We start from the raw sequence: 12,387 nt of genomic DNA, 5'->3' as shown, positions 1-12,387 counted from the left end.
GACTAGGGTGTCCGAAACCGGACGGAGGGGGCCGACCCATGCCCGCGAGCGGAGCTGTCACGCGCAACACCTTGCGACAGCAGATTGCGGACGCGCTGCGTGACGAAGTGCTCGCAGGCCGTCTCCAGCCGGGCGAGGAGTTCACCGTCAAGCAGATCGCCGAGCAGTACGGCGTCTCCGCGACGCCCGTCCGCGAAGCCCTCGTCGACCTCTGCGCGCAGGGCCTCCTCGACTCCGACCAGCACCGCGGCTTCCGCGTCCACCAGTACTCGATCGCCGACTACCGGGACATGGTCGAGGCCCGGATGCTCGTCGTCGACGGCATCTTCCGCCGCCACGCGCCGCGGACCGTGCCCCCGGAGCCCGACCACGGCATCGGGCTCGCGCTCGTCTCCATACGACGCCGGGGCGAGGCCGCCGCCCGCGCCGCCCGCGCCGGGGACCTCGACGTCCTCATCGGCTACGACATCCGCTACTGGCGCGAGCTGGGCCGGCTCGTCTCCGCCAACGACCACCTCGCCGACTTCCTGCATCGCCTCCGCGTCCAGGCCTGGGTCTTCTCCGTGCCCTACCTGCGCTCCGAGCGGGACGTCCTCGGCTGGCTGTGGAGCGGCCACGTGGAGCTGGTCGACGCGATCACCCGGGGCGACTCGGAAGCGGCCGTCGACGTCGTACGGGCCTACAACGCGCACTCCCTGGAGTGGGCGGACCGCCTGGAGGCGCGGACCCGCTGACGTGCCGTCCGGTTGAGGACGGGCCCGCGGGGGCAGGTGGTCAGCGGGTGGGCGTCGTCGGCCCGGCCGACTACCCTGGCCGTCCCTGCAACTGACGGAGAGCGAGCCTCCCTTGGCCTGTGACCTGTGGCTGGTCCCCCTCGTCGACGTGCTGTGCCACAGCCCCGACAATCCCTTCGCCGAAGAGATAGCCGCCTACGACGCCGTGCTGAGCGCCTCGGGCCTGCCGACCGTGCCCGTCTACGCGTACATGCCGGGGCTCTCCGGGGACGTCGCGCCCGTCGCCGGCTTCGACTACGAGGCCCTGCACTTCCTGCGCCGCGCCTACCTGCTCCAGATGTGCGGGCTGCCGGTCGAGCCGGTCGGCGCGCTCGGCGGGGACTACGAACAGCTCCTGGAGATGTTCGAGGCGACCGCCCAGCAGTCCCACCTGGTCTGGCACTACGACCACGCGGGCGCGTACGTGCCGGTGGACTTCCCGGTGCCGCTCGCCAGCGACGAGCTCCTCGAAGGCGGCGGGCCGCTCGGCTCCTCGTACGGCCTCCTGCGCGAGCTGGAGTTCGTGGCGCCCTCGATCGGCATCGACCCGGCGAACCCGCCGGCGGCCCCGCGGCCGCCGGACCGGCCCACCACCCTGGAGGAGCCGGCCGCGGCCGTCCCGTACGAGGACCATCCCTTCGCCCGGGAGCGGCACGTGTGGCTGGGCCTGCACGCGGCGGCGACCCGGAGCCTCGCCCAGGGCTCGATGATCATCCTGAGCTGAGCCCTCCGGCCCCCGGGACCTAGCGGGTCTCCGGGGGCCGCTGGCGCGGCATGTTCGGGCGGGTGCCCGGCGGCAGCGGGAAGCGGCCCGAGGGGTGGGGGATCTCCGGCCGGGCCGGGACGACCCCCGCCGACTGGAGCGCCAGCGGCGCCGGGCCCGAGCGGAACTCGACCATCCAGTCGGCGGTCTCCGCCCGTACCAGCTCCGTCACGTCCTCCGAGAAGCGGCGCAGCACGCCGAGACATCGCTCGGCCGCCTCGCTCGCCGTGCCCTCCGTGGGGCCCAGGACCTCCCGGACGCTCTCCGAGGCCCAGTCGAACTGGAGCGCCTGGAGGCGGCGCTGCACGGCCTGCGCCGTGGCCACGTCCCTCATCCATCCGGACGTCAGGCCGAAGAACCGGTCGCAGGCCAGGCAGGCGGCCCCGAGCAGCAGCGACAGGTACCCCCAGCCCGCGAGGCCCCCGGCGACCCGGGTCACGTCGAGCAGGGGCAGCGCGGCCCCCGCGACCACCCCGGCGGCCGTGCCGATCCGCAGGACCCGGGCGGCCCGGCGCTTCCAGACGCGGTCGGAGAGGTACCACTCGATGGTGCGCAGGGCGTTCGACTCGACCCAGCGGTACAGCTCGTCGAGCCGTTCGGCCGGCTCGCCCCAGTCGCCCAGGGGGAACGGCGTACCGGTCAGATCGTGGGTGGCGTCTCCCCCGGGGGGCCCCGGCGGCTGCATCTCCGGCTGCTGGCTCACCGGGGGACTCCTCTGTTCAGCTCAGCGCTCGTGTCCTTCTGTGACGTGCGGTGCACGTGGTGCCTGCCCTTCCTACCGCCGAATGGTGGGCGACGGGCCCGGATTCCCGGGATTTCCGCCCTCAAGAGGGTCTTGATCAGGTAGAGGAGCCCGCAGTTTCTCACTCGAAAGAGTTGCGTCGGCACCCCGCTCGGGGAGCACGTAGGCTCGGGATACCGACGTTCCGATGACCGGTCGGGGCGTTCCGATGACCAGTAGGAGTGAGTGACCGTGATCCCCGGTGGTGGCCAGCCCAACATGCAGCAGCTCCTCCAGCAGGCCCAGAAGATGCAGCAGGACCTCGCCCGCGCGCAGGCGGAGCTCGCCGCGACCGAGGTCGACGGGCAGGCGGGCGGCGGCCTGGTGAAGGCGACCGTCACCGGCTCCGGCGAGCTCCGCGGCCTGGTCATCGACCCCAAGGCCGTCGACCCGGAGGACACCGAGACGCTGGCCGACCTGATCGTCGCCGCCGTCCAGGCGGCCAACGAGAACGCGCAGCAGCTCCAGCAGGCCAAGCTCGGCCCGCTGGCGCAGGGCATGGGCGGCATGTCGGGCCTGGGCTTCTGAGCCCCTTCTAAGGCTCGCTTCCAGCCACTACCGTAAGAATCAAGCACTTCCGAGAAGGGCGCTGAAGGTGTACGAAGGCGTGGTTCAGGACCTCATCGACGAACTGGGCAGGCTGCCCGGCGTCGGTCCCAAGAGCGCGCAGCGGATCGCCTTCCACGTGCTCCAGGCGGAGCCCACGGACGTGCGCCGCCTCGCGCACGCGCTCCTGGAGGTCAAGGAGAAGGTCAGGTTCTGCGCGGTCTGCGGGAACGTGGCGCAGCAGGAGCAGTGCAACATCTGCCGCGACCCGCGCCGCGACCTCACCGTCATCTGCGTGGTCGAGGAGCCCAAGGACGTCGTGGCGATCGAGCGGACCCGCGAGTTCCGCGGCCGGTACCACGTCCTCGGCGGCGCGATCAGCCCGATCGAGGGCGTCGGCCCGGACGACCTGCGCATCCGCGAGCTGCTCGCGCGGCTCGCGGACGGCACCGTCACCGAGCTGATCCTCGCGACCGACCCGAACCTGGAGGGCGAGGCCACCGCGACGTACCTGGCGCGGATGATCAAGCCCATGGGACTGAAGGTCACCCGGCTCGCCAGCGGACTCCCGGTCGGCGGCGACCTGGAGTACGCCGACGAGGTGACCCTCGGCCGTGCCTTCGAGGGGCGGAGGCTGCTAGATGTATGACGACAGGGCCGGCGTGCTCGCCCGCGCGCTCTCAGGGAGGCTGCTCGATGTCTGACGCCACACTCCACTCCGTCACGCAGGACCCGGACGACTTCGCGGTCCAGATCGCCGACTCGATCGAGAGCTTCATCGTCGCGACGACCGAGGTCGCCAAGGGCGACGAGCCGGACAGCGCCGTGCCCTTCCTGCTCCTGGAGATCAGCCAGCTGCTCCTCGCGGGCGGCCGGCTGGGCGCGCACGAGGACATCGTCCCGGACGAGCGGTACGAGACGGACACGGGCCCGGAGCCGGACGTCGACGAGCTGCGCGAGCGGTTCGCGGTGATGCTGGACCCGGTCGACGTCTTCTCCGAGGTCTTCGACCCGTACGAGCCGCGCAAGGCGCCCGTCCCGGCCCGGATCTCCGACAACCTCGCCGACATCGTCACCGACCTGCGCCACGGCCTCGCCCACTACCGCGCGGGCCGCACGAGCGAGGCGCTGTGGTGGTGGCAGTTCTCGTACTTCTCCAACTGGGGCCCGACCGCCTCGGCCACCCTCCGCGCCCTCCAGTCCCTCGTCGCCCACGTCCGCCTCGACCAGCCCCTCGCGGCCCTCGACGGCCTCGACACCGACGAGGACCTCACCGAGGACGACCTCGCCGAGGAGGCGGGCCGCGTGATGCTGGAGGAGATCGGGACGCCGCTGGGGCTGCGGTCCCTCAAGAAGTAGCCCGCTCCATGAGCCGTACGAGGTGGCTGACGTCCTTCTCGTACGTGAACTCGCGCAGCAGCGTCCCCCAGCCGCCCCGGGGGTCGCGCCGCCAGACGAAGGTGTAGAGGACGGGCAGTCCGTCCTTCACGCGGCGCATCACGATCGAGCCGTACGCGTCGTACGCGCTGGTCGTGAGGAAGCTCGCGTCGTCGACGGACTCCCCGACGGTCACGCCCTGCTCCCTCAGGGCGCGGAACCGGGCCATGAACATGTCCTTCGTGAGGGTCACGGTCCGGCCCTCCTCGTCGCAGCGGACGTTCTCGAAGGCGGGGTCGTACAGCCCGTCCAGCGCCTCGACGTCCATGGCGAGGCCCGCGTCCAGGTAGGTGCGCATCCGGTCCACCAGGGTCTGGTCCATGATCGGCTCCTCTGCTCTCCGTGGGTGGTGTCCCACCGCGTCTCCGTGGGCGGGGTCCCCACCCTGTCTCCGTGGGTGGTGTCCCCACCGTGGCGGGGCCCACCGACAGATCGCCGACCGATCACCGACAGGAGCGGCGTGATCATTCCCTGAGCGGCACGTCTCACCATCCGATATCACACGGGCGTTTCCGGGGCCCTCGATAAACTGAGTCGATCGCAGCGCCTGCTGCGGCACAGACTGAGCGAGGAGCGCACGTGGGCCTTGTCGTGCAGAAGTACGGAGGCTCCTCCGTTGCCGATGCCGAAGGCATCAAGCGCGTCGCCAAGCGGATCGTGGACGCCAAGAAGAACGGCCACCAGGTGGTCGTCGTGGTTTCCGCGATGGGCGACACGACGGACGAGTTGATCGATCTCGCCGAGCAGGTATCCCCGATCCCTGCCGGACGTGAGTTCGACATGCTGCTGACCGCCGGAGAGCGGATCTCCATGGCCCTGCTGGCCATGGCGATCAAAAACCTGGGCCACGAGGCCCAGTCGTTCACGGGCAGCCAGGCGGGTGTCATCACCGACTCGGTCCACAACAAAGCGCGCATCATCGATGTCACGCCGGGCCGGATCCGCACCGCCCTCGACGAGGGCAACATCGCCATCGTCGCGGGCTTCCAGGGCGTCAGCCAGGACAAGAAGGACATCACCACGCTGGGCCGTGGCGGTTCCGACACGACCGCCGTGGCGCTCGCCGCGGCGCTCGACGCCGAGGTCTGCGAGATCTACACCGACGTCGACGGCGTGTTCACGGCCGACCCGCGCGTCGTGAAGAAGGCGAAGAAGATCGACTGGATCTCCTTCGAGGACATGCTGGAGCTCGCCGCCTCCGGCTCCAAGGTGCTGCTGCACCGCTGCGTCGAGTACGCGCGCCGCTACAACATCCCGATCCACGTCCGCTCGTCCTTCTCGGGACTCCAGGGCACCTGGGTCAGCAACGAACCGCTCTCCGACGCAAAGGACCAGAAGGTGGAGCAGGCCATCATCTCGGGTGTCGCCCACGACACCTCCGAGGCGAAGATCACCGTCGTCGGCGTGCCGGACAAGCCGGGCGAGGCCGCGGCCATCTTCCGCGCCGTCGCGGACGCCGAGATCAACATCGACATGATCGTGCAGAACGTGTCCGCCGCCTCCACCGGCCTCACGGACATCTCCTTCACCCTCCCCAAGGCCGAGGGCCGCAAGGCCATCGACGCCCTGGAGAAGGCGAAGGGCGCGATCGGCTTCGACTCGCTGCGCTACGACGACCAGATCGGCAAGATCTCCCTGGTCGGCGCCGGGATGAAGACCAACCCGGGCGTCACCGCCGACTTCTTCAAGGCGCTCTCCGACGCCGGTGTGAACATCGAGCTCATCTCGACCTCCGAGATCCGCATCTCGGTCGTCACCCGCGCCGACGACGTCAACGAGGCCGTGCGCGCCGTCCACAGCGCCTTCGGCCTGGACAGCGACTCGGACGAGGCCGTCGTCTACGGAGGCACCGGACGATGACCCCGAAGCCGACGCTCGCGGTCGTGGGAGCGACCGGGGCGGTCGGCTCGGTGATGCTCCAGATGCTCACGCACCACGCGGACGTCTGGGGCGAGATACGCCTCGTCTCCTCCCCGCGCTCGGCCGGCCACAAGGCCGCCGTGCGCGGGGAGGAGTGCGAGATCCTCGCGCTGGACGAAGAGGTCTTCGACGGCGTCGACCTGGCGCTGTTCCTGGTCCCCGAGGACGTCGCCGCCCGCTGGGCGCCCGTCGCCGTCTCCAAGGGCGCCGTCGTCGTGGACACCTCCGCCGCCTTCCGGGCGGACCCCGACGTCCCCCTCGTCGTCCCCGAGATCAACGCCCACGCCGCCCGGGTGCGCCCCCGGGGCATCGTCGCCGGACCCGGCTGCACCACCCTCGCGCTGATCGTCGCCGTGGGCGCCCTGCACGCCGAGTTCGGGCTCGCCGAACTGGTCGTCACCGCCCAGCAGGCCGCCTCCGGCGCCGGACAGGCCGGCGTCGACGCGCTCCGCGCCCAGCTCGGCCTGGTGGCCGGCGGCGGCGACCTCGGCACCCACCCCGGAGACGTGCGGCGGGCCGTCGGCGACACCACCGGCCCCTTCCCCGGCCCCCTCGCGCTCAACGTCCTGCCCTGGTCGGGCACCCCCGGCGCCGACGGGGCCTCCACCGAGGAGGAGCGCGTACGGGACGAGACCCGGCGCGTCCTCGGCCTGGACCGCCTCCGGATCGCCGCCACCTGCGTGCGCGTCCCCGTCGTCACCGGGCACTCCGTCTCCGTCCACGCCCGCTTCGAGCACCCCGTCCCCGTCGGCCGCGCCCACGAGGTCCTCGCGACCTCGCCCGGGGTCGTGCTCTACGACGACCCGGCCGCGGGCGACTTCCCCACCCCCGCCGACGTCGTCGGCACCGACCCCGCCTGGGTCGGCCGGGTCCGGCGCTCCCTCGACGACGAGCGCGCCCTCGACTTCTTCGTCTGCGCCGACAACCTCCGCAAGGGCGCCGCCCTGAACGCGCTTCAGATCGCGGAATCCCTTGTCACGGATTTGTGGGATCTGTGAAAGAGCTGTGAGCAAAAAGGCGTCAGATACCCCTTGAACTGCGGCGATGCCGTGTTCGACGATGCACTTCCCCCGTACTGCAACCAGAGTTGGGCGGGGCGCGTCTCTGCGTGCACCCACGACCGTGTGGCGCGGGACACGCCGGAGGCGGGGCATCGGGGGAGAACGGTTACGCATGGGGACGAACGACTCGCCGTCGAAAAAGGTGGTGCACGCGTACAACCCTTCCGGGGGGAAGCGTGTCCAACAGGCGTGGCAGAGGTACTCGACATCGCGACCATCGCCCCGCTGCGCGGCGGAGGCACGGCGGTGCTCCCCGTGCGGAGCGGCGCCGTCGTCCCCGTACGCGGCACGGCGGTCCGTCCGCTCCGGCGCCCGCGCGCACTCGGCGGCATGCCGGTGATCGCCCCCGTGCCCACCGGAGCCCGCACCGGCGGAGTCGACGGCATCCCGTCGCCCCGCAAGAGCGCCGAGAGCGCCCCGGCCGCCGGGACCACCGTCGACCACCTGACCGAGACCTACCGCGCCCACTACCGGTCGCTGCTCGGACTCGCCGCGCTGCTCCTCGACGACACCGCCTCCTGCGAGGACGTCGTCCAGGAGGCCTTCATCCGCGTCCACTCGGCCCGCAAGCGGGTCCGTGAGCCCGAGAAGACGCTCGCCTACCTGCGCCAGACCGTGGTCAACCTCTCCCGGTCCGCGCTGCGCCGCCGCATCCTCGGCCTGAAGCTGCTGTCCAAGCCGATGCCGGACATGGCCAGCGCGGAGGAGGGGGCGTACGAGCAGCTGGAGCGCGAGGACCTGATCAAGGCGATGCGCGGCCTCCAGCGGCGCCAGCGCGAGGTCCTCGCCCTGCGGTACTTCTCCGACATGACCGAGGTCCAGGTCGCCGAGACGCTCGGCATCTCCCTGGGCTCGGTGAAGGCGTACGGTTCGCGGGGCATCGCGGCGCTGCGCGTCGCGATGGGAGCGACGACATGAGCGAGGCACGTGGCGGGGACGGCGTGGCCCACGAGAACCGTGACGGCGACGACGCCCCCGAGAGGCATGTCGTCGAGACGGACGGCGGTGCCTCCGAGACGGACGGCGGCGCCTCCGAGACCCCTGACGCCCTGGATGAACGTGACGAGCCGAGTGGACAGCGCATGGTGAAGATCGAGCCCGGCACCGGTGAGGGCGACGACGAACTCGCGCTGCGGCGGCTGTTCCAGGACGCCGTGAGCGGCCTGGAGCCCTCCCACGGCTCGCTGGAGCACCTGCGCCGCGCCGTGCCCGCGCGGCGCGCCCGCAAGCGGCAGGCCCTCGTCGGCGCCGCGGCCGCCGCCGTCCTCATCGGCACCGCCGTCCCCGCCTTCGTGCACGTCGCCGCCTCGGGCGGCCTCTCCGCCGCCAACCCCGTGAACGCGGGCCACGGCGAGCAGGCCCAGGGCGGCACCGGCACCGAGACCGGCGTCGTCGGCGGCAAGAGCTCCACGGCCCCCGCGGGCGGCGTCTCGCCCAGCCCGGGCGGGGCCGACGCCTCCGGCAAGCCGCAGCGCCCGGGAGCCGGCGCCTCCGGCGCGAGCCCGCGGGGGACGCTGGGCGTCGACCCCGGCTCCGTCCCGCAGTGCGCCGCCGACCAGCTCGGCGTCACCGGGGCGGGCGCCGACGGGACCGACGCCGAGGGCAAGGTCCACGGCACCTTCCGCATCGCCAACATCTCCGGCGCGGCCTGCGTCGTGGACGGCTCGGGCACCGTCGGCGTCGAGGCCCGCGGGGCGGCCGACCCGGCGCGGATCTCGGTGGTCCGGCACACCCCGGGCGACGGCAGCGGACTGCCCGACTCCTCGCAGGAGTCCTCCGCGCTCGTCCTGAAGCCGCAGGACAGCTACGAGGTGAAGTTCGTCTGGGTGCCGAGCGAGACCTGCCCGACGACCCCGACCGAGCCGCCCGTCACGCCCACCCCGACCGAGCCGCCCGTCACCCCGACCCCGACGCCGACCCCGACCCCGACGCAGCCCCGTCCGACGGACGACCCGACGAGCGGGGCGGGCGGCACCGAGAGCGGCGGCGGCACGGGCACGGGCGCCGGCACGGAAGCGGGCTCGGGCGTGGCACCCCAGCTGCTCTTCGAGGACGGCGCCCCGGCGGACGGCAGCGTCGTGGTCAGCCACACCGCCTCCTCGGGCGGCCCCACGGCCTCGGCCGTCATCCCGAACGCCTGCGCCGGCACCATCTACCGCACCGGCGCCCTCCCCACCGCCTGACCCCGACCCCGCACCGGACCCCTGGGACCGAGAGGCCCTGGGGGGTCCGGCGGCCTGGGGGCCCGGGGGCCTGCGAGCCCGGGGGCTTGCGGGCCTGGGGGCTCGGCGGTCTGGGGGTCTGGGGGACTGGGGCCCGGTGGCCTGGGGGACTGAGGGCCTGGGGCCCGGTGGCCTGGGGGCGGGGGCCCGGCGGCCTGCGGTCTGGGGGACTGCGGTCTGGGGGACTGAGGGCCCGGCGGCCTGCGACCTGGGGGGCCTGCAGTCTGGGGCCCGGCGACCTGGGGGACTGGGAAGTCCAGTCCTACAGGCCCAGCGCCGCGTCGCGGGAGGCTTCCGCCTCGCGGCGGACGAGGCGGAACCACATGAAGACGACGAAGCCCGCGAAGACGAACCACTCCGCCGTGTAGCCGAGGTTCTGGAAGGCCTTCGCGTCCAGGCTCGTGCCCTCCGCGGCCGCCGCCGGGACCGGCGTGAGACCGGCGGGGGAGTCCGCGAGGGTGATCCAGGCGTCGTAGACGTCGTCCGTGACCACGTTCACCAGAGACGCCGCGCTGATCATGCCGAGCTGCCCCTCCGGCAGCCCGCCCGCCGTGACGACGCCCTTCGTGCCCGGGTTCTCCGAGGCCTGGAGCGCACCCACCACCGTGACCTCGCCGGACGGCGGGGCGGGGGCCTTCGCGCCCGGGGGGAGCCAGCCCCGCACCACCGGCAGCGACCGTCCGCCGTCGGTCTTCAGCAGCGTCAGGACGTACGAGCCGGTCCGGCCGTCCAGCTCGCGGTCCGGCACGAGGAACTGCTCCCCGAACCGGCCGCGCGCCTCGGCCGAGCGTCCCGAGGTCTCCTTGTCGACCGGCAGGAGCGAGTCCAGCGCCTCGGCCTTCAGCGAGCTCGCGGGGGGCCGCTGCTCGGCCTCCTGGTGGGACTTCACGCGGTCCTCGAACTTGCCGAGCTGCCACGTCCCCATGAACACGCAGAACGGGATCGCGAGGAGGACGAAGACGTTGATCCCCCACCAGCGGGGCGTCATCAGGAACCGGTACACACCCCCCACCGTACGCAAGCCGGCTCAGCCCTCCGACGCCCGGGTCCCCAGGTGTCTCGCCGTGAAGTCCAGGTCCAGGGCGACCTGCTTGATCCGCTCCTCCACCACCAGCGAGCCGTGGCCCGCGTCGTACCGGTAGACCTCGTGGACCGCGCCCCGGGCCGCGAGCCGGTCGACGTAGTTGTCGATCTGCCGGATCGGGCAGCGCGGGTCGTTGACGCCGGCCGACACGTGCACCGGGGCCTTCACCGCGTCCACGTACGTCAGCGGCGACGAGGCCGCGTACCGCTCGGGCACCTCCTCCGGCGAGCCTCCGAGCAGCGTCCGGTCCAGCGCCTTGAGGGCCTCCATCTCGTCCTCGTACGCCGTGACGTAGTCCGCGACCGGGACCGCCGCCAGACCGACCGCCCAGTCGTCCGGCTGGGTGCCCAGACCGAGGAGGGTGAGGTACCCGCCCCAGGAGCCGCCGGACAGGACCAGGCGCGACGGGTCCGCGAGACCGCTCGCCACCGCCCAGGCACGGACCGCCGCGATGTCCTCCAGCTCGATCAGACCCACCCGGTGCTTGAGCGCGTCCGTCCACTCCCGGCCGTACCCCGTGGAGCCCCGGTAGTTGACCCGCACCACCGCGTACCCGTGGTCCACCCAGGCCGCCGGGCCCGAGGCGAAGGCGTCGCTGTCGTGCCAGGCGGGGCCGCCGTGCACCTCGAAGACCGTCGGGAAGGGGCCCTCGCCCTCCGCCGGGCGCTGCACCAGCGCGTGGACCCGGCCGCCGGGCCCCTCCACCCACACGTCCTCCACCGGCACCGACGGCGGCGCCTTCGGACCGGGCGGATCGAGGACGACACCGCCGGCCGTGGAGCGCACCACCGGCGGCTCGGCCGCCGAGGACCACAGGTACTCCACGGAACCGTCCGGCCGGGCCGTCGCGCTCGACACCGAACCGGCCGGGGTCTCCACCCGCACCAGGGCGCCGGTCGCGATCTCGTACCGCCACAGCTCGCTGCGGGCCTCGAAGCCGTGCACGATCAGCAGGCCCGAGCCGTCCGGATACCACTCGGCCGACACGTCGCCCGGCAGGTCGAGCCGCAGATCGGTCTCGGTGCCCGTCGCCACGTCCCACAGCATCGGCTCCCAGCGGCCGCGCCGCTGGTGGCCGACGAGCAGCCGGGTGTCCCCGGCCAGCGGGGCGAAGCCGAGGACCGTCAGCCCCAGCTCCTCCGTACCGCCCTTGGTGTCGTCGAGCTCGGCCACCACACCCGCGTCCGAGGCGCGCAGCACCCGCAGCGCCGAGTGCATCGCGTCCCCGTGCTCCGTGTGCTCGATCGCGATCAGCGAGCCGTCGTACGACAGGTCGCCGACGCCGGCCGACTCCCGGTGCCGGTAGATCTCGACCGGGGCGTCGGCCCCGGGCCGTACGAGATGGACCGTCGAACCTTCCTCGTCCGTGGAGCGGCCCACCACGAGCGTGCCCTCCCGGCCGATGGCGAGGCCCGCCGGGTAGGAGGCTTCGAGGCCGGGCACGGCCGGCTCGTCCGCGCCGCCCTCGAACGGCTGGCGCATCCACACCCCGAACTCGTCCCCGTCGGTGTCCGCGAACCACCAGATCGAGGCGCCGTCCGGCGACAGCGTGCCGTCCGTCGTCCCGTTCGGCCGGTCCGTCACCTGCCGCTGCTCGCCGCTCGCCCGGTCCCAGGCGTACAGCTCGTACGTCCCGGTCGCGTTGGACACGAACAGTGAGCGGTCCGGGGCCTCCTCGGCCCACTCGGGCAGGGAGACACGGGGTGCCCGGAAGCGCTGCTCCCAGACCGGGGTGTCGATGTGCTTGCTCTCGGTAGTCATGGCATCCATCATGCTCCGCGCCGCCGACAATCGGGTCGC

13 protein-coding genes are annotated in these 12,387 nt (G+C 72.7%); 9 read left to right on the top strand and 4 right to left on the bottom strand.

Features of this window, described 5'->3' with window-relative positions; genetic code table 11:
• Positions 1-38 precede the first annotated feature (38 nt).
• Together ACH4TP_RS17830 and ACH4TP_RS17825 are read left to right on the top strand one after the other, a co-directional pair.
• Positions 39-734: a GntR family transcriptional regulator gene (locus tag ACH4TP_RS17830; RefSeq protein ID WP_389223002.1), complete on the top strand. Its 696-nt coding sequence runs from the start codon at positions 39-41 to the stop codon at positions 732-734.
• A gap of 112 nt (positions 735-846) precedes the next feature.
• The gene (locus ACH4TP_RS17825) at positions 847-1,497 is read left to right on the top strand and encodes a hypothetical protein (RefSeq protein WP_389223005.1); all 651 of its coding nucleotides are present in this window, start codon (positions 847-849) and stop codon (positions 1,495-1,497) included.
• Positions 1,498-1,516: 19 nt separating this feature from the next.
• On the opposite strand, the gene ACH4TP_RS17820 is transcribed toward ACH4TP_RS17825, so the two are convergent.
• Positions 1,517-2,221, bottom strand: a complete 705-nt coding sequence (locus ACH4TP_RS17820) for an SLATT domain-containing protein (RefSeq protein WP_398181706.1) — start codon at positions 2,219-2,221, stop codon at positions 1,517-1,519.
• Positions 2,222-2,509: 288 nt separating this feature from the next.
• Between ACH4TP_RS17820 and ACH4TP_RS17815 the strand changes: the two genes are divergently transcribed.
• The 3 genes from ACH4TP_RS17815 (at position 2,510) to ACH4TP_RS17805 (ending at position 4,222) form a co-directional block, all read left to right on the top strand.
• A complete protein-coding gene (locus ACH4TP_RS17815; protein ID WP_389223251.1) occupies positions 2,510-2,845 on the top strand; it encodes a YbaB/EbfC family nucleoid-associated protein in 336 nt (111 codons plus the stop codon).
• A 67-nt stretch (positions 2,846-2,912) separates the two neighbouring features.
• Positions 2,913-3,512, top strand: a complete 600-nt coding sequence (recR, locus tag ACH4TP_RS17810) for a recombination mediator RecR (RefSeq protein WP_030747474.1) — start codon at positions 2,913-2,915, stop codon at positions 3,510-3,512.
• Positions 3,513-3,559: 47 nt separating this feature from the next.
• A complete protein-coding gene (locus tag ACH4TP_RS17805; protein ID WP_389223008.1) occupies positions 3,560-4,222 on the top strand; it encodes a DUF5063 domain-containing protein in 663 nt (220 codons plus the stop codon).
• Here the strand turns inward: ACH4TP_RS17805 and ACH4TP_RS17800 are convergent.
• Positions 4,212-4,622 (bottom strand): hypothetical protein, encoded by a 411-nt coding sequence (locus ACH4TP_RS17800; RefSeq protein ID WP_398438481.1) that lies wholly within the window; start codon positions 4,620-4,622, stop codon positions 4,212-4,214. The genes ACH4TP_RS17805 and ACH4TP_RS17800 overlap by 11 nt on opposite strands.
• 257 nt (positions 4,623-4,879) lie before the next feature.
• Between ACH4TP_RS17800 and ACH4TP_RS17795 the strand changes: the two genes are divergently transcribed.
• From ACH4TP_RS17795 to ACH4TP_RS17780, 4 genes are all read left to right on the top strand, one after another.
• On the top strand, positions 4,880-6,160 hold the full coding sequence (locus ACH4TP_RS17795; RefSeq protein WP_389223014.1) for an aspartate kinase: 1,281 nt from the start codon (positions 4,880-4,882) through the stop codon (positions 6,158-6,160).
• A complete protein-coding gene (locus ACH4TP_RS17790; RefSeq protein ID WP_398438480.1) occupies positions 6,157-7,218 on the top strand; it encodes an aspartate-semialdehyde dehydrogenase in 1,062 nt (353 codons plus the stop codon). The genes ACH4TP_RS17795 and ACH4TP_RS17790 overlap by 4 nt, the downstream gene beginning before the upstream one ends.
• A gap of 252 nt (positions 7,219-7,470) precedes the next feature.
• A complete protein-coding gene (locus ACH4TP_RS17785; protein WP_389223020.1) occupies positions 7,471-8,199 on the top strand; it encodes a SigE family RNA polymerase sigma factor in 729 nt (242 codons plus the stop codon).
• Positions 8,196-9,464 carry a hypothetical protein gene (locus tag ACH4TP_RS17780; RefSeq protein WP_398438479.1) on the top strand — a complete coding sequence of 423 codons (1,269 nt, stop codon included), beginning with the start codon at positions 8,196-8,198 and terminating at the stop codon, positions 9,462-9,464. Before ACH4TP_RS17785 ends, ACH4TP_RS17780 begins: the two co-directional genes overlap by 4 nt.
• 301 nt (positions 9,465-9,765) lie before the next feature.
• On the opposite strand, the gene ACH4TP_RS17775 is transcribed toward ACH4TP_RS17780, so the two are convergent.
• On the bottom strand, positions 9,766-10,506 hold the full coding sequence (locus ACH4TP_RS17775; RefSeq protein WP_389223026.1) for an SURF1 family protein: 741 nt from the start codon (positions 10,504-10,506) through the stop codon (positions 9,766-9,768).
• A 24-nt stretch (positions 10,507-10,530) separates the two neighbouring features.
• The gene (locus ACH4TP_RS17770; RefSeq protein ID WP_398438478.1) at positions 10,531-12,357 is read right to left on the bottom strand and encodes a prolyl oligopeptidase family serine peptidase; all 1,827 of its coding nucleotides are present in this window, start codon (positions 12,355-12,357) and stop codon (positions 10,531-10,533) included.
• Positions 12,358-12,387 lie beyond the last annotated feature (30 nt).

This window comes from Streptomyces sp. NPDC021012 (genome assembly GCF_044333355.1).
GTDB lineage: Bacteria > Actinomycetota > Actinomycetes > Streptomycetales > Streptomycetaceae > Streptomyces.
Note: the sequence above shows the minus strand (reverse complement) of the source record. Positions and strands in the feature narration are given on the sequence as shown.

Coding starts and splice junctions, on each gene's coding strand:
- ACH4TP_RS17830 (WP_389223002.1), top strand. CDS start 39: ATGCCCGCGAGCGGAGCTGTCACGCGCAACACCTTGCGACAGCAGATT.
- ACH4TP_RS17820 (WP_398181706.1), bottom strand. CDS start 2,221: ATGCAGCCGCCGGGGCCCCCCGGGGGAGACGCCACCCACGATCTGACC.
- ACH4TP_RS17805 (WP_389223008.1), top strand. CDS start 3,560: ATGTCTGACGCCACACTCCACTCCGTCACGCAGGACCCGGACGACTTC.
- ACH4TP_RS17800 (WP_398438481.1), bottom strand. CDS start 4,622: ATGGACCAGACCCTGGTGGACCGGATGCGCACCTACCTGGACGCGGGC.
- ACH4TP_RS17790 (WP_398438480.1), top strand. CDS start 6,157: ATGACCCCGAAGCCGACGCTCGCGGTCGTGGGAGCGACCGGGGCGGTC.
- ACH4TP_RS17780 (WP_398438479.1), top strand. CDS start 8,196: ATGAGCGAGGCACGTGGCGGGGACGGCGTGGCCCACGAGAACCGTGAC.
- ACH4TP_RS17770 (WP_398438478.1), bottom strand. CDS start 12,357: ATGGATGCCATGACTACCGAGAGCAAGCACATCGACACCCCGGTCTGG.